This window comes from Hoylesella timonensis S9-PR14 (assembly GCF_000762405.1).
Classification (GTDB): Bacteria; Bacteroidota; Bacteroidia; order Bacteroidales; family Bacteroidaceae; genus Prevotella; species Prevotella timonensis_A.
On sequence record NZ_JRPQ01000126.1, the window covers coordinates 18,863 to 37,751 of the forward strand.

General features: G+C 45.8%; 13 protein-coding genes. 4 read left to right on the forward strand and 9 right to left on the reverse strand.

The features are described from left to right. Positions 1-567: 567 nt before the first annotated feature. The 3 genes from HMPREF9304_RS14455 to HMPREF9304_RS14460 form a co-directional block, all read right to left on the reverse strand. Positions 568-729, reverse strand: a complete 162-nt coding sequence (locus tag HMPREF9304_RS14455; RefSeq protein WP_156104793.1) for a hypothetical protein — start codon at positions 727-729, stop codon at positions 568-570. A 47-nt stretch (positions 730-776) separates the two neighbouring features. Continuing rightward, on the reverse strand, positions 777-2,483 hold the full coding sequence (locus HMPREF9304_RS07925; RefSeq protein WP_156104794.1) for a hypothetical protein: 1,707 nt from the start codon (positions 2,481-2,483) through the stop codon (positions 777-779). Positions 2,484-2,817: 334 nt separating this feature from the next. Then, complete coding sequence (locus HMPREF9304_RS14460) at positions 2,818-2,988, reverse strand: hypothetical protein (protein ID WP_156104795.1); 171 nt, start codon at positions 2,986-2,988, stop codon at positions 2,818-2,820. Positions 2,989-4,500: 1,512 nt separating this feature from the next. On the opposite strand from HMPREF9304_RS14460, the gene ftcD reads away from it, so the two are divergent. From ftcD to hutI, 4 genes are all read left to right on the forward strand, one after another. Further along, positions 4,501-6,204: a glutamate formimidoyltransferase gene (ftcD, locus tag HMPREF9304_RS07940; RefSeq protein ID WP_036928093.1), complete on the forward strand. Its 1,704-nt coding sequence runs from the start codon at positions 4,501-4,503 to the stop codon at positions 6,202-6,204. 19 nt (positions 6,205-6,223) lie between these two features. Then, positions 6,224-8,221 (forward strand): urocanate hydratase, encoded by a 1,998-nt coding sequence (gene hutU / locus HMPREF9304_RS07945; protein WP_036928095.1) that lies wholly within the window; start codon positions 6,224-6,226, stop codon positions 8,219-8,221. Positions 8,222-8,303: 82 nt separating this feature from the next. Next, positions 8,304-9,779, forward strand: a complete 1,476-nt coding sequence (gene hutH, locus HMPREF9304_RS07950) for a histidine ammonia-lyase (protein WP_036928097.1) — start codon at positions 8,304-8,306, stop codon at positions 9,777-9,779. A 58-nt stretch (positions 9,780-9,837) separates the two neighbouring features. Continuing rightward, on the forward strand, positions 9,838-11,100 hold the full coding sequence (gene hutI, locus HMPREF9304_RS07955; RefSeq protein WP_036928099.1) for an imidazolonepropionase: 1,263 nt from the start codon (positions 9,838-9,840) through the stop codon (positions 11,098-11,100). Positions 11,101-11,220: 120 nt separating this feature from the next. On the opposite strand, the gene HMPREF9304_RS07960 is transcribed toward hutI, so the two are convergent. The 6 genes from HMPREF9304_RS07960 to HMPREF9304_RS07985 form a co-directional block, all read right to left on the reverse strand. After that, positions 11,221-13,224 (reverse strand): fructose-1,6-bisphosphatase, encoded by a 2,004-nt coding sequence (locus tag HMPREF9304_RS07960; protein WP_081953677.1) that lies wholly within the window; start codon positions 13,222-13,224, stop codon positions 11,221-11,223. Then, positions 13,225-14,061, reverse strand: a complete 837-nt coding sequence (locus HMPREF9304_RS07965; protein WP_036928101.1) for a glycosyltransferase family protein — start codon at positions 14,059-14,061, stop codon at positions 13,225-13,227. Positions 14,062-14,063: 2 nt separating this feature from the next. Beyond that, positions 14,064-15,296, reverse strand: coding sequence for a glycosyltransferase (locus HMPREF9304_RS07970; RefSeq protein WP_036928102.1), 1,233 nt, complete (start codon positions 15,294-15,296; stop codon positions 14,064-14,066). A gap of 1 nt (position 15,297) precedes the next feature. After that, the gene (gene lysA, locus HMPREF9304_RS07975; protein ID WP_036928104.1) at positions 15,298-16,476 is read right to left on the reverse strand and encodes a diaminopimelate decarboxylase; all 1,179 of its coding nucleotides are present in this window, start codon (positions 16,474-16,476) and stop codon (positions 15,298-15,300) included. 14 nt (positions 16,477-16,490) lie between these two features. After that, a complete protein-coding gene (locus tag HMPREF9304_RS07980; protein ID WP_036928105.1) occupies positions 16,491-17,822 on the reverse strand; it encodes an aspartate kinase in 1,332 nt (443 codons plus the stop codon). A gap of 64 nt (positions 17,823-17,886) precedes the next feature. Beyond that, positions 17,887-18,624: a cell division ATP-binding protein FtsE gene (locus HMPREF9304_RS07985; RefSeq protein ID WP_036928107.1), complete on the reverse strand. Its 738-nt coding sequence runs from the start codon at positions 18,622-18,624 to the stop codon at positions 17,887-17,889. Positions 18,625-18,889 lie beyond the last annotated feature (265 nt).

Consider the following 18,889-nt stretch of genomic DNA (forward strand, 5'->3'; position numbering starts at 1 on the left):
GTGTGGGCAATTCTTCTGTGTCGTTTGTCACCTTCTTTATTCGTTTGTCCTACCCATATTTTTTGCGTGTGGGCATAATTCCTTTATCATTTGCCTCCGCTGCATGAAGATTTTGCTCGCCAACGTTTGCCGTCTTTCTTTTTGTAGCTGAGGAAGCAGAAGCAAAGAGATGTGCTGTGCATGTCCTTTTTATTTCCCTCTTTATTGTGCTACGTTATAAGTAGGGTCTACTAAGCAAATATAAGCCACTGACATTCAATAATATATACCTTATATTATTTGTGTAATTCACCAAAGATGACTACCTTTGGTTGTTAAAATATTAACGACGTAAAATGAAATACTACTCTCAATATCGTAATCACGACTTGTTTGAACTCCAAGAGTCCCTCTCAGGATTGACAAGTTCACGGAAAAGCCAGTTTTCGTTCCAGAGTTGTTCGTCCTTGTCCGCAAGCGTCTTGACTATGATTTCTGTCAGCGTACTGCAGCTTATAGGAAAGTCATCACGAACACTTTCCGTATTGTTTTGATGCTTTAGAGGTGGGACTATCTTCTTAAGTCCTCTTACCACTCAACATTCTCTGCATTGAACTCGCCTTCGTCTTCAAATTCTGCTTTCTGTATCTGAACAGGCTCTACGCTGGTACAGATTATACTCATTGCCTCAACGTGTAACAATGTTACACTTGGCTTTAAGTAGCTTTTCTTTGCTTCTATCTTATTCATAAAAAATAATTCAAAGTTTCTACTTTTTTAATGTATTCTGGTAAGGATTAGTAGTTGATAAATGGTCTCACCTTGGTATGGTCAGTCTTTACCGCACCACCGAAATGAGCACCTTTAGAACCAGCTATTACTGTGACGCCCTTCTTCTGTTCATCAGTTCTCCAATCGTTAGCAGCCCAATACCATTCTGTCAATGGAACTCCATTTGCCTGATAGAAGAGAATCTCCTGAAGACGATAACCCAAACTACCAGCCCACGGTTGATCTGCTGCACTACCATACCCAAAGTCTTTTGTAGGGTCAGTTACTCCAAGATACTTAAGAGCAGAATCCCACTCACCAGCACCAGGAACATACCATTTTTTTGAACCTACCTGCCCCAAGCCAGCTACAGCCTTAAAAGCTGGACACTGATCCTTATCCGCCTTAAACTTGGTGCGAGGACGTCCTGAAAGTCCAGTTGTTGTTTTGGTATCCCATGTCTGTGCATACCCATCATATTTAGCAATCGTATTTTTCAAACCATCAAAGCCTTGATCTTCATGAGTCGTACATTTTACGTCAGGACTTGTTGCCCACTGCTTATCTCTAATTTCTGTAAGGCTCATACATATCTTACGTGTCTTATCCACTACGAGTGCTACTGGTTTGCGTTGTTTCATGTTAGGAACCAATGTACCTACTGTTCCATCATCGAAGAGATAATCTGCAGAATAATAGATAGTCTGCGAGATAGTATAGCTTTTTCCATTCTTCAACTCTACGTCCGAAAGATTAAGAGGAAGCACCTTGTTAGCAACTGGCTTCTTATAGATAGTACCAGAAGCCTCTGAAGCAAACTGGAATGACAACTTATTTAAGTGTGTCTGAGGCAAGAAGTAAACGCCTGCATCTTCTGGAGTGATAATGTAAGATGTCTTTATAACGCCATTCTGTTTAGGTCCCTCAACATTATTAGTAAAATGCTTATATTTAAGCTGACCAGCCTCTGTCACGCTGGCATAATTAGCTGATCGCACAGATGGATCAATAGTACAGGTTCCATTAACGCCGCCTTTATCATACTTTAATGCACCATTGATTGAACCCTCAAAGGCTTGACTTGAGAAACCATTGATCTTCATTCTCACTCTTGCGTATGGTGATTCAAGTTGGAAGTTAACTTGTTGCTTCTTCTGTGGAAGGATTTTTACATCCAGATTGTTAAAGAGTGCATTGGCAGAACCCTTATTGATGTCGATAATAATCTTACCGTCCTTGTATGTCAATTGTTCACTGAAGACAAAGAACTCGTATTCACCTGGCTGCAACACCTGAACAGAAGAAAAACCTGCCTTAGGCGTAAACTTCGAACCATCGTATGAACCTACCCACTCACCTTTCTTCTGTCTATCTGCTTTATTATAAGCAAGGATAGTGTAGTTCTGTTTTGGAGCTGGCTTGTAAGTAGCGCGTGTCTGAGGCTTCGCATCCTCTACTACCTCTGTGTAAGCCTCAAGACCATCACCTAAACTTGATACAGAGCTGGCAATCACACGACCCTTTGCCTCTCCTGCAACACCACGGGTTGCCACTGACTGCTCTTTGCCATAGCCAGCAAAATCAAAGTTGAATGAAAGCGCTGTACCTTCTGTTGCAGCCTGCTCTTGCTGTACATCGCTCGCAAGACTGGTTTCGTTGCTACATCCTGTATTCACTACGGCAGCCATCACCATTAACGCTGACACGAATACTTTCAAAACATTTTTCTTCATTTTCCTAACATTTTTAATAAATATGCGGATTTTGCGTTAGCCACCTCAAGATAATCACTCAAGATGACTATGCTCTAAAACTCATACAAATATTAATCTAATAGTCATTTTTTTTTGTTATTGGATGTAAAGTTAATAATAATCCAAGAAATATGCTACAAAAATTAATATTTTTTTTTCATTTTATTATTAGGTAGGGTCTACTAAATAAATATAAACCACTGACATTCAATAATATATACCTAATATTATTTGTGTAATTCACCAAAAATGACTACCTTTGGTTGTTAAAATATTAACGACGTAAAATGAAATACTACTCTCAATATCGTAATCACGACTTGTTTGAACTCCAAGAGTCCCTCTCAGGATTGACAAGTTCACGGAAAAGCCGGTTTTCGTTCCCGAGTTGTTCGTCCTTGTCCGCAAGCGTCTTGACCATGATTTCTTCAACATGCTTACCTTGATGCTTGCAGAGGTGGATGGAAGCAAGCCAGGCTTTCATCTGCTTGATTAAGAAAAAGCGCAAGGGGAAGAAGCTCGACAAGACCAGGCTGATCCAGATACGTTGCTTGAAGGCTGATTTCCAGACGTTTCTTGATTTTCTCGGTAGACACACAAGTGACCTTCTCTCATGTTTCAGTCGGCATGACTTCAAATCAAGAGAAGGGCTGTTGGTGAGAGGAACTGGATTGAAGCCACGTTTGGAACCTCCATGAGAGTTTATCGGGCAAACGACATCCGGGCGAAACTAAACGATACGGCTGACACATGGATAGGAGCTTGCTTCTTCGCTAAAAACATAATGAAGTTCCTAAGGGGACTTCTTTGTTTCTTTTTTGAAAAAACAGGGTCGAGAGACTTCAAAAAGAGTATTATCGTCAAATTCGATGGACTTGCGGGAGTTTTTGCCGTAGCACGAACTTGCATGGTTACTATTAGTTAGCAGACTATAAGTAAATAGGGTTGGTTATCATGTACTTACAACGTTATTTTGAAGTAACACTACACCCGAATACAGGTTGTTTGTGATCGCAATAACGAGCCAATGAGATGGCGGATTTGCCGCAACAGCATTTTGCGAGATTTCACGACACGTCCGTGTCGTTCCGTGTGCTTCCGTTGCGATGATAAAAAATATTTTTCCGTTTCATCACAACAGCCGTCTGGTGCGCTGCATTCCTCTCAAGTCTGTTGGCAGATTGCGTGCATTATCTTGTTCCGTTGATTCAAATTATTGACTTCATTCGCTGTTCAACAACACTGCCTTTCAATGAAAGAACCATGCTGCTGCATCCATATTTTTGTAAATTTATTTCGTAATTTCAAATTTTCATTTTAGAAAAATATTCGTTGTCAGATAGTCGTTTTTGCCTTGTTTTTTGGCTGGAATTTCCTTATCTCATTGAGTTAAGCCGTCTATTTACCGCAAATTGTGGTTCAAAAGCATGCAAATTCTTGCCTTATTTCCATGCTTCAATGGTGTCAAAGCAATGAGTTAGCAGGTTCATCACAGGTGGTGTGGTAGTTAATTAGTTCATTCACAAGTGTTTGCAAAATCTGCGTATTTGCGCACAGTCCTGCGCTTGGTTGCAAATATGCGAGTATTGAGAGGGGTTGTTAAATTTTTTCACACTTTTACACACCTACAGATGTTTGTGCAAATGGTCATTGGTTTATCGCAACGGATTGTCACGGAATTACACGGTACGTCCGTGCCGTTCCGTGTTTTTCCGTTGCAATAACTACACCACGCACTTCCGACAACATATCTGCAAGTCATGGTTTTACACTCCTCCAAAACATGTCTATAAAATTATTTCATTCGCATGCTTAACCTCTTTGCTTTCGTGTTTTTCGTTGTAAAACATCATTCTTAGATGAAGGAATTGTGAGACGGAAAAAAGAAGCAACGATATTTAGCATACTTTACACGTATTTTTTTTTGTAGGTTGCTGCTTTTTTTATATTTTTACCACATCAAACGAAAAACAACTTAAACCTAATCATATTAAAAATGACAGAAAAACAACAAATCGTAGAGTGCGTCCCTAATTTTAGCGAGGGTCGCAACATGCATGTAATCAAGCAAATTACAGATGAGATTGAGCGCGTGAAGGGTGTTAAACTTTTAGATGTAGACCCAGGTGAGGCTACCAATAGAACGGTGGTGACGTTTGTCGGTTCGCCCGATAATGTATTAGAAGCTGCATTCCAAGCCGTGAAAAAGGCAGCCCAGCTCATTGATATGCGCAATCACCATGGAGCGCATCCACGAATGGGTGCCACAGATGTTTGTCCACTCATCCCAGTGGCTGGCATTACATTGGAAGAATGTGCAAAACTCGCACAGCAGTTGGCAGAGCGAATCGCCAACGAACTCAACGTACCTTGTTATTGTTACGAGGCTGCTGCACGGACGCCCGAGCGTAAGAACTTGGCTGTTTGCCGTGCTGGAGAATACGAGGCACTGCCAGAGAAGATGAATGACCCTGCTAAGGCACCCGACTTTGGGGCTCGCCCCTTTGACGAAGGTGTGGCACGCACAGGATGTACTGCCGTTGGTGCACGTGACTTTCTGATTGCTACCAACTTCAACCTTAATTCAACCTCTACACGCCGCGCCAACGCCATTGCCTTTGACGTGCGTGAGAAGGGAGGTCCACGCCGAGAGGGCAACTCTCCTGTGGGTAAGCCCATGAAGGATGAGCATGGCAAAACCATCATGATACCGGGTACCTTGAAAGGAACAAAGGCGATTGGGTGGTATATTGACGAATACGCTATTGCGCAAGTGTCAATGAATATCACGGATATCAACGCCACTCCATTGCACGTTGCCTTTGATGAGGTTTGCCGTTGTGCGCAGAACCGAGGCATCCGTGTCACGGGAACAGAGATAGTAGGACTGGTTCCTAAACGAACATTGATAGATGCAGGCAAGTACTTCTTGCGGAAACAGAACCGCTCTACTGGTATTCCAGAAGAGGATATCTTGACCATCGCTATCAAGTCGTTGGGATTGGACGACCTCAAACCATTCAATCCTCGTGAGAAGGTCATTGAATACCTGTTGGAGGACGATAACAAGAAAGCCAAATTGATAGACCTTACCGTGAAGGAGTTTGCCGATGAGACTTCGCGCGAGTCTCCCGCTCCCGGTGGTGGAACCATCTCCGCTTATATGGGTGCATTAGGTGCTACCTTAGGAACGATGGTTGCCAACCTGTCAAGTCACAAGGCAGGATGGGATGATCGCTGGGAAGAGTTCAGCAACTGGGCAGACAAAGGACAGGAAATCAAGGTAGAGCTGATGCACCTTGTCGACGAGGATACCGAGGCTTTCAACCGCATCATGGCTGCCTTTGGCTTGCCTAAGAAGACGGACGAGGACAAAGCAGCCCGTTCTGCAGCAATTCAGGAAGCTACTCTTTATGCCACACAGGTACCTCTGCACACCATGAAGGCTGCCTATAAAGTGTTTGAACTCTGTAAGGCGATGGCGCAAGAAGGCAACCCCAACAGCGTTTCGGATGCTGGTGTGGGCGTGTTGGCTGCCCGTGCTGCCGTTTTAGGAGCTGGTCTCAATGTCAAGATTAACGCCTCTGGACTGAAAAATCGTGAGGTAGCAGATCAGTTGGTGGGCGAGGCTAACCAACTCATTGACAAGGCAAACCAAGCCGAAGTAGAGATTATGAAAATAGTAGAAAGTAAATTATAAGACCTTAAAGATAAAGAAAATGACGCACGAAGAATTCATGGCGGACATTCGGGCAGGTATTCCTAACACCTTACCCGACCCACAACCGTATGACCATACGGTGAACCATGCACCTAAGAGAAAAGACATTCTTACACCAGAAGAAAAGAAGTTGGCATTGCGCAACGCACTGCGTTACTTCCCAAAGAAGTTTCATGCCACATTGGCACCAGAGTTTTTGGACGAGTTGAAGACTTATGGACGTATCTATATGTATCGCTTCCGTCCTACGTATGATATGCACGCCCGTCCCATTGACGAATATCCACACAAATGCAAGCAGGCTGCCGCTATCATGATGATGATACAAAACAACTTGGATAGGGCAGTAGCGCAACATCCACACGAACTGATTACCTACGGAGGCAACGGTGCCGTGTTCCAAAACTGGGCGCAGTATCGACTTGTGATGAAGTATCTCAGCGAGATGACAGACGAGCAGACATTGGTGATGTACTCTGGTCATCCGCTTGGTTTGTTCCCTTCACATAAGGATGCACCACGGGTGGTGGTGACGAACGGTATGGTGATACCCAATTACTCTAAGCAGGACGATTGGGAGAGAGACAATGCACTCGGTGTGAGTCAGTACGGACAGATGACCGCAGGCTCGTATATGTATATTGGTCCACAGGGAATTGTGCATGGCACTACCATTACTGTGCTCAATGCGGCACGCAAGGTAGGTGGCGACAACATGAAACTGTTTGTCACGGCAGGTCTTGGTGACATGTCGGGCGCACAACCAAAGGCTGGCAACATCGCTGGTGTGGTGAGTGTGACTGCTGAAATCAATCCTTTGGCTGCTAACAAACGTTACGAACAAGGATGGGTAGATGAACTACACGACAACCTTGACGAACTGATACCTGCAATCCGAAAAGCTGTCGAAGAGAAGCGTGTGGTGTCCATGGCATATGTGGGTAACATCGTTGACCTGTGGGAACGCCTTGCCGAAGAGAATATCCGTGTGGACTTGGGTAGCGACCAAACATCTTTGCACAACCCTTGGGCAGGTGGTTATTATCCAGTAGGCATGAGCTTGGAGGAGTCTAATCGCATGATGGCGGAAGCTCCCGAGCAGTTCAAGGAAATGGTTCGTGCGTCATTGCGCCGTCAGGTAGATGCCATCAACAAGCTCACCGCAAAGGGAATGTACTTCTTCGATTACGGCAATGCCTTCCTCTTGGAGGCAAGTCGTGCAGGTGCTGACATCCTTCGTGAGGACGGTAAGTTCCGCTATCCTTCGTATGTGCAGGATATCATGGGACCGATGTTCTTCGATTATGGTTTCGGTCCATTCCGTTGGGTATGCTCATCGTGCGACCCGAAGGATTTGGAGGTGACCGACCGCTTGGCAACTGAGGTGCTGGAAGAAATGAGGAAAACTGCCACAAAAGATATTATCGGTCAGTTGGATGATAACATCCACTGGATTAAGGAAGCTGGCAAAAATCATTTGGTCGTAGGCTCTCAGGCGCGCATCCTCTATGCAGACAGTGTGGGCAGAACCAAGATTGCGTTGGCATTCAATGAGGCAGTGCGCAAAGGCGAAATCAGTCAGCCTGTTGTCCTTGGTCGTGATCATCACGATGTGTCTGGTACGGACTCTCCTTTCCGTGAAACCAGTAATATCTACGACGGTTCGCAATTCTGTGCCGACATGGCAATACAAAATGTCATCGGTGATGCTTTCCGTGGTGCCACATGGGTGTCTATTCACAACGGTGGCGGCGTAGGCTGGGGCGAAGTTATCAATGGAGGCTTCGGTATGGTGGTCGATGGCAGCGAAGATGCAAATCGCCACATCCGTGAGATGCTTCTGTGGGATGTCAACAACGGTATCGCACGCCGTAGCTGGGCTCGCAACAAGGGCTCTATCGATGCCATTAAACGAGAAATGGAACGCACTCCCGGCTTGAAGGTAACCTTACCCAACTTCGTGGATGATAGCGAAATAGAGAAACTTAACTTCTAAATCAACGTCCAGTCGCAATGCTTCACGTCAAATACTTCTTTGAGCGAGAGGCGTTGCGACTTGGTACATTAACAATCACACTATGAAACACAAAATTAGCGCAGCACACCTCACAATTGAAGAGGTGGGAGCGATTTTAGAAAATCATGCTACTTTAGAATTATCTGATGACGCACGCCAACGAATTGTGCGCTGTCGCAAATATTTAGACAAGAAAATTGCCGAGTCGGACGTTCCTATCTATGGCGTCACCACAGGCTTCGGTTCTTTGTGCAACGTGTCGGTAGACAAAGATAGATTAGCTCAGTTGCAAGTAAACCTCATCATGTCGCACGCTTGCGGCGTGGGCAGTAGGGTGCCAAATGACATTGTAAAGATTATGCTCTTTCTCAAAGCGCAGTCTTTGAGTTATGGCTATTCTGGCTGTCAGGTAGAGACAGTTGAGCGATTGATCGACTTCTTCAACAATGATATTTATCCCGTGGTCTATACACAAGGCTCACTTGGCGCATCGGGCGACCTCGTTCCGTTGGCTCACCTCTGCTTGCCACTGTTAGGAATGGGCGAGGTAGAGTATAAAGGTGAACGGATGAGCGGTGAGGCGATATTGCAAAAGATGAACTGGAAACCCATACAGTTGGCTTCCAAAGAAGGACTTGCCCTGCTCAATGGTACGCAGAACATGAACGCCTATGCCGTTTGGGCGGTGTTGCAGAGCGAGCGTCTCTGTGATTGGGCAGACAAGATTGGCGTAATGTCATTGGAAGCCTACGACGGACGTATCGAACCGTTCACGCATGCCGTGCATGCTGTCCGTCCACACAAGGGACAGATAGACACCGCTGCACATATTCGGGAACTGTTAGAGGGTAGCGAGCTCATCAAGCAACCAAAGGTGAACGTGCAAGATCCCTATTCGTTCCGTTGCATGCCACAGGTGCATGGCGCATCGAAAGACACGCTGGCTTATGTGCGATCGGTCATTGAAATAGAGTTGAATGCGGCAACCGATAACCCAACTGTTTGTCCTGACGACGATTTGGTGATCTCTGCAGGCAACTTCCATGGCGAACCTATCGCCCAACCTATGGACTTTTTGGCAATTGCCCTGTGCGAATTGAGCAACATCTCCGAGCGACGAATCTATAAGTTGATTTCGGGTACGCGCAATCTGCCCAGCTTCTTGGTGGCAAAGCTCGGTCTTAACAGTGGGTTCATGATACCCCAATATGCCGCTGCTTCTATTGTCAGTCAAAGCAAGATGTACAGCACGCCAGCTTCGGTCGACAGCATTCCATCGTCACAGGGGCAGGAAGACCATGTAAGTATGGGTGCCAATGCAGCCACAAAGTTGTATCAGGTAGTGCTCAACACCGAGCGAGTGCTGGCTATCGAGCTGTTCAATGCAGCCCAAGCCCTCGAGTTCCGTCGCCCATTGAAGTCGTCGCCAGCCATTGAGGCTATCTATGCGGCTTATCGCAAGGTGGTACCATTCATCGAAAACGATGAGTTTATGTCGCCACACATTGCGCAATCGGTAGAATTTTTAAGGAAATAATTCATCAATCCCACTCTCTTCGGACAGGAGGAGTGGGATTTTCATTTTGTTACATGATATGAAACTTTTAGTAACCAACATTGCTTTTCTGGCAGGCATCCAACCCACGGACAAGCTACGACTGGAGGGTAAGGAGATGGCGCAGCTCGAAACGATAGCGAATGCCTTTCTCTATGTCGAGGACGGGCGCATCCATTCGTATGGTGCCATGAGTGATTTAGCGAAATGCAACCTTCCTTCTGATGTACAGCAGATAGATGCCAAAGGCGGAAGTGTGCTGCCCTCTTGGTGCGATTCGCACACTCACATTGTCTTTGCAGGGAGTCGTGAGCAGGAGTTTGTGGACAAGATACGTGGCTTGAGCTATGCCGAAATCGCCAAACGCGGCGGTGGCATCCTCAATTCTGCCGACAAATTGCACGACATGTCCGAAGACGAACTGTACCAACAGGCGATGCGTCGTGTAGACGAAGTCATCCGAAAAGGAACGGGGTGCATAGAGATCAAGAGTGGATACGGTTTGAACACCGCTGACGAACTGAAGATGTTGCGCGTCATCAAGCGCATCAAAGAGACGACATCGCTCAAGGTGGTTGCCACTTTCTTGGGTGCTCATGCTGTTTCGCGCGAATATGCAGGCAGACAAAGTGAATATGTCGACTTGGTAATCCGTGAGATGATTCCCGCTGTAGCCAAAGAAAACTTGGCAGAATACATTGATGTGTTCTGCGATACGGGCTTCTTTACGCCCGAAGAAACCGCACGTATTCTTGAAGCTGGGGCAAAATATGGCATGCGAGGCAAGATACATGCCGACGAGTTGGCGTCCTCTGGTGGGGTAGAGGTAGGAGTTAGACACAATGCCCTATCGGTAGACCATCTCGAGAGTATGACCGCAGAAACGATAGAGACACTACGTGGCAGCGAAACCATGCCTACCGCTCTTCCTGGTACATCGTTCTTCCTGAACATGCCGTTTGCCTTGGGGCGCAAAGTCATTGACGAAGGGTTGCCTTTAGCGGTGGCAAGCGACTACAATCCAGGCTCAACACCATCGGGAGACATGAAGTTTGTCATTTCCTTGGCGTGCATCAAGATGCGTCTCTTACCAGCAGAAGCCATCAATGCTGGTACCATGAACAGTGCATATGCCATGGGATTGAGCAAGGATTACGGTTCAATAACGAAGGGAAAGGTTGCGAATTTTTACATCACGAAGCCCATCCCGTCGGTTGACTTTATTCCTTACGCATACACTACACCTATAGTAGACAGAATATTTTTGCGGGGCGAGGAGTACATTCCACAAACCGTTTTGTAGAAAACAGGCAGATGTTCTGGATTCAAACCAGTTCGTTTGCTTTCTTTTCCGTTCCCCTTTCTTGACGAAAAAACGCTCAACCTTATTGTTGTTGAGCGTTTTTTCGAGTGTAGGGTCGTATTATTTTCGCATCTGACGGTCTCTCTCTTTCAACACACCATGGCGATAAGCATCGAGCAGTGCTTCCAAGTCTTTGATTTGTTGTTTAAGTTCTGCACCTTTATCCGTGTCTGCCACCAGCATGCGGTGTGCACTCATCTCAACGATTTGCGTCGTTCCGATGATGTCCGTGCCTTGCAAAATGGCATCCTCGGTGTTGGTAAAAGGCTCGTGCTGTACCAATTGGAAACCTCTACTGTGGTACACCAAGGTGTAACCAGCAATACCAGTCTCTTTGTGGTAGGCTTGTGAGAAGCCTCCGTCAATCACCATGAGCTTTCCATTGGCTTTGATAGGATTCTCACCATTCATCACATGTACGGGGACATGCCCGTTGATGATGTGCCGATTGGGGTCTTTTACGTCGAAGGCATCCAAGATTTGATCCACTATCGCTTCTTGGTTACGCAGTTTGAAGTAGTTTCCCTTCTCTTCATGGTGCGTCTCTTTGTCGGCAATGAAATATCGCTCGAAGGTAGACATCTTCGACTTGTTGAACAAAGGACTATCGGGACCACACCACAGGTAGAGGAAATAGTCGATGGCATATTGGTGTTCATTGTTAGGAGCGTCATGTTGGAAGGCGGTACGTATCATCATGCCCGTTTGGTGCATCAATTGTCTTCCCACATATTTCCGTCCGGGATAAATCTCTACTTCTTTCAATGTGCCATCCTCATTGAGTGGGATAGAGGCGTGAAACAGCAAGTTGCCGTTAAAGATGGCGTACATGCACCCATGTTGCAAAAGCAATCGCATGTGCTTGTGCAGTTTCTCGCTGACCATGAACGAATGGCGAAGTCGTTGCATCAGTTCCTTTTCTTCGGGCGTTAATTCGTTGGGATGCTTAGGATCTACTGTGGGGAAATGATGATCGTGAAGCTCATATTCTTTTCCGTCCAATGTGATAGTACCCTTCTCATAGTTCACGAAGTTGAAGAGTTCTCTGTTTTGCATCTTCCATTCGGGATGACGTTCATAGAGTTGCGCCTCTTCTTTGAACTGAATAATGGCAATTGCCTTGTGCATGAGTGCTGTGAGGCGCAGCGTCTTCTCAGCAACTTCTTTGGAACCCCCACTGAGTTTTGGATAAAAAGCCTCGCAAGGGTCGTCTCCATAGGTCTCCATGGCAAAGGTAGCTAATGGCACTAAGTTGATACCATACCCCTCTTCCAAGGTGGTGAGGTTGGCATATCGCAACGACAAGCGAATGACATTGCAGATACACGCATTATTTCCTGCACATGCCCCCATCCATAGCACGTCGTGGTTTCCCCATTGAATGTCCCAACTGTGGTAGTGTTCCATGGTGTCCATGATGATGTGTGCACCCGGTCCACGGTCGTACACATCGCCCAAGATGTGCAGTTGGTCTATCACCAGTCGTTGAATGACGTGTGCCAAGGCAATGATAAAATCATCGGCACGCCCAGTAGAGATAATGGTCTCAAGGATAACGTTGTAATAAGCCACCTTATTCGTAACACCAGCATTTTCGTGCAAGAGCTCTTGAATGATGTAACTGAAATCTTTGGGCAGCGCTTTTCGCACTTTCGAGCGCGTATATTTGCTGGACACATCACGACACACCATTACCAACTGGTGCAGGGTAATGTGATACCAATCATAAATATCCTGTTCGGCAGCCTTGACCAATTGCAGTTTCTGCTCTGGGTAATAAATCAGTGTGCATAACTCTCGCTTCTCACTCTCTCGCAAGGTGTTGCCAAAGAGTTCGCTCACTTTGCGCTTGATGTTGCCAGAGGCATTCTTTAACACATGTTGAAAAGCCTCGTTCTCACCGTGAATGTCTGCCAAAAAGTGTTCCGTTCCCTTGGGTAGATGCAGAATTGCCTGCAAGTTAATGATTTCGGTACTTGCATCAGCGATTGTGGGAAACGACTGTGACAGTAATTCTAAATATCTTAAATCTTGTAGAGTAGGGTGCTTGTATTCCATTTCCATTTATTTTATCGTATTCTGTTCTGTTGTGTTGACGGCTTCTCTTAGCCTTTTGGTGTGTTTGTCATCAAGGGGATTTAATGGCATGAACCCTTCTGTTATCTGTTTGTCTTCTTCAAGTAGCTGAAGGATGCGGGCAGCAAACTTTTCTTCGTGCAGCGTTATGAGCATTTGGACAAGCGCATCCTCATCGTAGTCAACCGTCATCAGCGAGGTGGCTAATTGTGCCAATGCCGCTTTTGAAATGTTGCGGCGGTGGTACTGATACCTGAGATATAATACTTGTGTGCAAAATTCTTTTTCTAATGGGGCGTCTTCTTCGATAATGGTCATCTTCTTGACAATCGCTTGCCGCATCCTTTGGTCGTGTTCAAGGATGGTCTGTACGTAGAGTGTCACCAACTGCTCAAGGCAATCTTGCGGTGTGATAGTGGCGGTGAGGATGGGATTGGGTATCAATGCCACGCGGTCGCTCCATTGCCTTTGTTGGATGCTTCTTCGCTCATTTTCTCCCCATACCAATACTGTGGTGGCTTTCTTTGTTGCATTTTTTTGTGCAAGTAGCTTTGTGGGACTCAGTCGAACTTCTTGTTGATGAAACCACCAAGGTGCCAGTTCGCCCAAAGGAGAATAAACTGTGGGTATCAGTTGTCGGTGTGCCTGTGTGATGCGCTTCGAGGTTTGGGCGTTCCATGCGCCAAAGACATGAATCAGTTGTGGAAACTGCGTGGACAGCGTCATGTCACTGCGTGCGGTAAGTCCCTCTTCGAGCAATGTAAAATATTGCTGGTAAAGCGGCTCTTTGGCAACATTTGGCGGAAGATACAACTCGATATTCATGTTTACAATTTATGACTGGTGAAATCGTAATTATCGGCTTTGCGAAATCTTTGCCTGAACAGAAGGTTACGCCACACGATGGTAGGTTCGTAACACAACACTTGCCATGTCGACAAGTGGGGCATAAAGAATTTCAAAGGCTTTGTGATGACCCACATTCTCATGCCTATCGTGCAGAGTAGAGCGATGGCAGCGGTCACGATGAGCACCCAGTCGGCTTCGCTAATGGCAATCCCTAACACGATGAACGTCACGAGATAAGAGAGATAAAGCATCACCTGATCGATCTTATATATAAGGTGTAAGCGGAAGGAACGTTGGAGTAATGGGCGAGAGGCAAGTTCGAAGAGCAGCTGATTGCGCCGTTTCTTTTTTGTAGGAATGTCCTCTATCATCCATGAGGCAGGTTCAATGCAGACAGTGTTCGCTTGGGGAGCGGCAAACTTGTTGACGATGAAGTCGTATTCTCCACGCAACAATTGCAAGTTGCCGCGATAACCGTCTTGGGCAATGAACCCACTCTTGCGGAACATGAGGTTGCACGAGTTGGTGCGATAGGCGATGCTGCGATGCGCCTGATGCAGTAAATATAAATCCGAGTACCACCTTTCCAGCTGGTAAAGGGTAGGGGCGGCAGGCTCATACTGGCTATATCCCACAACCAACTGTGCCTCTTGGGTGCAGTGGCGAGACATCTCAAGCAACCAAGTGCTACTGGCTGGCTGACAATCTGCCTCTGTTAAGAGTATCCATTCATGCTTAGCAGCCTTGACACCCAACGTAATGGCAAGCTTCTTGCGACTCATATAACGGGAAGAAGTGGGGACAAAGGTGGCGTAGAGATGTGGGTTGTTGGAAAAACGCTTCAGCACCATCTCGGTTTCGTGGTCGCCTTGTTCTGCCACAACCACCACCTCGAAGGCACCTTCGTATTCTTGTTCCAAGAGTGCAGGCAGATGCTTCGCCAACTCTTTTGCCTGTTCATGAACCGTCACTAAAACGGTGATGCTCGGTGGTTCTGCTGTTTGTATGTCGTTGGCTGTGTTGTCATTATGCTGAGACGAGGAAACATCCTCTGCCGTCTCTACGATTTCCTCCTCGTCAGACACCTCTTCTGTCGTGATGAGTCGACGAAGATCACGGCGAAAACGGAAATACGGACTGCAAAGTGGTGCTACCAATGCCAGCAACAGAACGAGGATGCTAATGATGAGGGTTGTTTCGTTGATAATCATGTTATATTTTTCTTTCCTCTGATGAAAAATCATTGCTTAAATATCCCTGAACTAAAGGTCTGCCATTGTACTGACTTGCCATACTTTCACCGTAGGCTCCTGCCGACCGAATGGCTAAGATATCGCCTCTGTGACAGGAGGGTAGAAGTACATCTTGTGCCATGACATCGCTCGATTCACAGATAGGACCTACCACATCGTAAGTTTCCAGCGCTCCTTGAGACGACCTGTTTTCTATTTTGTGATGAGCTTGATAGAGTGCAGGACGTAACAGTTCGGTCATTCCAGCATCAATGATGCAAAACTTTTTGTGTTCTCCTTCCTTGATATAGAGCACTTTGCTTATCAAACTTCCACATTGGGCAACAACCGATCGCCCTAATTCAAAGTGAATGGTTTGCTCTTCTGTGTAGTGTAAGTGTTGGGCAAAGGTGTCAAAATAGGCTTGGAAATCAGGGATGGCGCAACCATCAGGGTCATCATAGTTCACACCGAGTCCGCCTCCCACATTGATGTAACGCAAATGAATGTCGTGTTGGTTTAACTCTGTTTGCAGCTCATTGATGCGTTGACACTCAGACACAAAGTCGCTCATATCCGTGATTTGGGAACCAATATGAAAGTGAAGACCTATGAGTGTGATGTGTTCGAGCCGAGAGCAGGCTTCTATGGCTGTGTTCATCTGTGCCAATGGAATGCCAAACTTGTTTTCCGACAGTCCTGTGGTGATGTGAGCGTGCGTATGAGCTCCCACATTGGGATTGATGCGCAATGCCACACGTGCTACTTGTTGTTCTTGAGCAGCCAGCGCATTCACTACTTCTAATTCTTCCAAACTCTCTACATGAAAGCAAAAAATGTGCTGTTGAAGTGCTAATCTGATTTCTTCATCTCGTTTTCCCACCCCAGCAAACACAATCTTGTTGGCAGGAAAGCCTGCCTTCAAGGCTGCTGTGATCTCTCCACCACTGACACAATCGGCACCAAACCCTGCCTGACTTATCTGTTGCAGTAGTTGTGGATGCGCATTGGCTTTCAAGGCATAATGCACTTCAAAGTTGGCATGCTTGTCCGTCTCACGCTTAATGGCATCCAGTGTGCGATGAAGCAACTGGGTGTCGTAATAATAATAAGGTGTCTGCTTGGTGTTTAAGCAGATTGCAGAAGGTAATGCGTTCATGTTGTGCCAGTCTCCTATTCAACTTCTTGGTGATGAAAGAGCATGTCACTGAGACTTTGTAGTGCTTTTTTCTTGTCACTGGCTTTTACAAGGAACGAGATATTATAATTACTACCTCCATAAGATATCATGCGCACAGGGATGTGTCGCATGGCATCTAATGCCAAGGTCTCGAACCCCACGTTACTCCAAGCTAAGTCGCCCACCACGCAGATGATGCACATGTCTCTGTCAACGGTGACCGTACCGAACTTCATCAGGTCATTAACAATCTCGTCCAAGTGGCTGTCGTCGTCAATACTCATAGACACACCCACCTCGCTGGTGGCAATCATGTCAATAGGCGTTTGATAACTTTCAAAGATTTCGAATACCTTTCTCAAGAAACCAGTGGCTAATAACATTCGCGACGATTTGATTTTAATGGCGACAATGTTGTCTTTGGCAGCCACCGCCTTAATCTCCCCTTGTTTGATAGTGTTGTCAATGAGGGTTCCGTCGGCATCGGGTTCTAAGGTATTTTTCAACCGTACGGGTATTCCTGCATATTTGGCAGGCTGCACACAAGTAGGGTGAAGTATCTTGGCACCAAAGTATGCCAACTCTGCAGCCTCCTCAAAGTTCAGCTGTTCTACTGCTTCGGTGTCGTCTACCACGCGAGGGTCGTTGTTGTGCATGCCATCAATGTCGGTCCAAATCACGATTTCTTCCGCTGGTAGTGCCGCTCCTATCAGTGAAGCGGTATAATCAGAACCGCCCCGAAGCAGGTTGTCAACCTCTCCATAGGCGTTGCGACAAATGAAGCCTTGCGTCAAGTAGATTTGTTGCCCTGGGTTGGCAGCCATTTGTTCGGCAAGTTTTTCCTTGATATATGGAAGATTGGGTTCCCCATTCTTATCCGTTCTCATAAAGTCGAGTGCCGACAACAGAACGGCTTTTATCCCTTGTTCTTGCAGATAATTCACCATCATCGTGGTACTGATGATTTCGCCTTGCGCAACAATGCACTTCTCTTCAAACGAGGTAAACAAGTCTTTGGTAAACAATCGGAGGTAGTTAAACTCTTCTGCCAAGAACTGTTGCGTTTTCTGTTTGTACGTTTCCGTGCTGTACAGCTCCTCGATATGTTCAAGATATTTTCTTTCCAAGGCATTGATGACCTCGTTTGCGCCTTCTGGATTCTTCTTATATAAATAATCTGCTATTTCAATCAGAGTGTTCGTTGTACCCGACATGGCAGAGAGAACCACAAAAGTGGGTTGTCCTGAAGTGGTAATCAGCGTTGCCACATTCTTTATTCTTGTTGGTGAGCCTACGGAAGTGCCACCGAATTTCATTACTTTCATACGTGATAACTGTTTACCTGAGTTCATGTAAAATGTGAATAAGCTACTGCTGTGTGCGATGCGGTTATGCCTCTTGACTTTCTTGCGTGTCCTGCAAGGCGTCTACTTTCAAGTCTGATTTGTTGTAGGAGCTGGTAATATCTTCAAGAAGTCCGTCTTTCGCACGATACACAATGCCGGGATATTGATCTAACAAGGGGATATTATGCGTCGACATCACAACGGCAGTGCCCGTCAAGGTAATCTCTTTCAGCAGTTTCACAATGTTGTGTGCGGTCTCTGGGTCAAGATTACCCGTGGGTTCATCTGCGACAATCATCTTGGGACGATTCAGGAGTGCCCTTGCAATCGCAATTCGCTGTTGCTCTCCGCCTGAGAGTTCATGGGGCATCTTATATTTTTTCTCCGTCATCTCAACGGCTGAGAGCACCTCGTCAATGCGGGCATCAATCTCTTTCTTATCTTTCCATCCCGTTGCTTTGAGTACAAATTTCAAATTTATATAGATGTTTTTGTCGTGCAACAGCTGAAAGTCTTGGAAGATAATGCCCATTTCGCGTCGCAATCCAGGCACCTGTTTTCGTTTGATATGTAGGAGATCTCGCCCCAGCACTTCCGCTTTGGTTCCCTCTTCTGTGTGAATATCCAACTCACAATAGATGGTTTTCAGCAGTGAACTTTTGCCAGAACCAACTTTTCCGATAAGGTAAATAAATTCACCTTCTTCAACTTGAAAATTTACATCTTTCAGTACTAACGTGTCAGCCTGATATATTTGCACCTTTTGATAGTCTACTAACATGGTCGATAGTCTTCTTTTTTATTATTGAATCGTCATTCCCTCTTCCTCAAGAGCCGAATGTTTCACTCATGCAAAGATACTAAATTCTTTCGAATAGTCAGCCATATCGGCACTGATAAATATGAATTGCCCACCGCTCTTTTATTGAAAACGTGGCTCTATTATAAAAAAATGACGTATTTTCCTGTTGTAAACAACGTAGATGAAGTTAACAACGAAATCAACTCTAAGTTTGCGACATGAAAAAAATAGGATTAAATCTTTT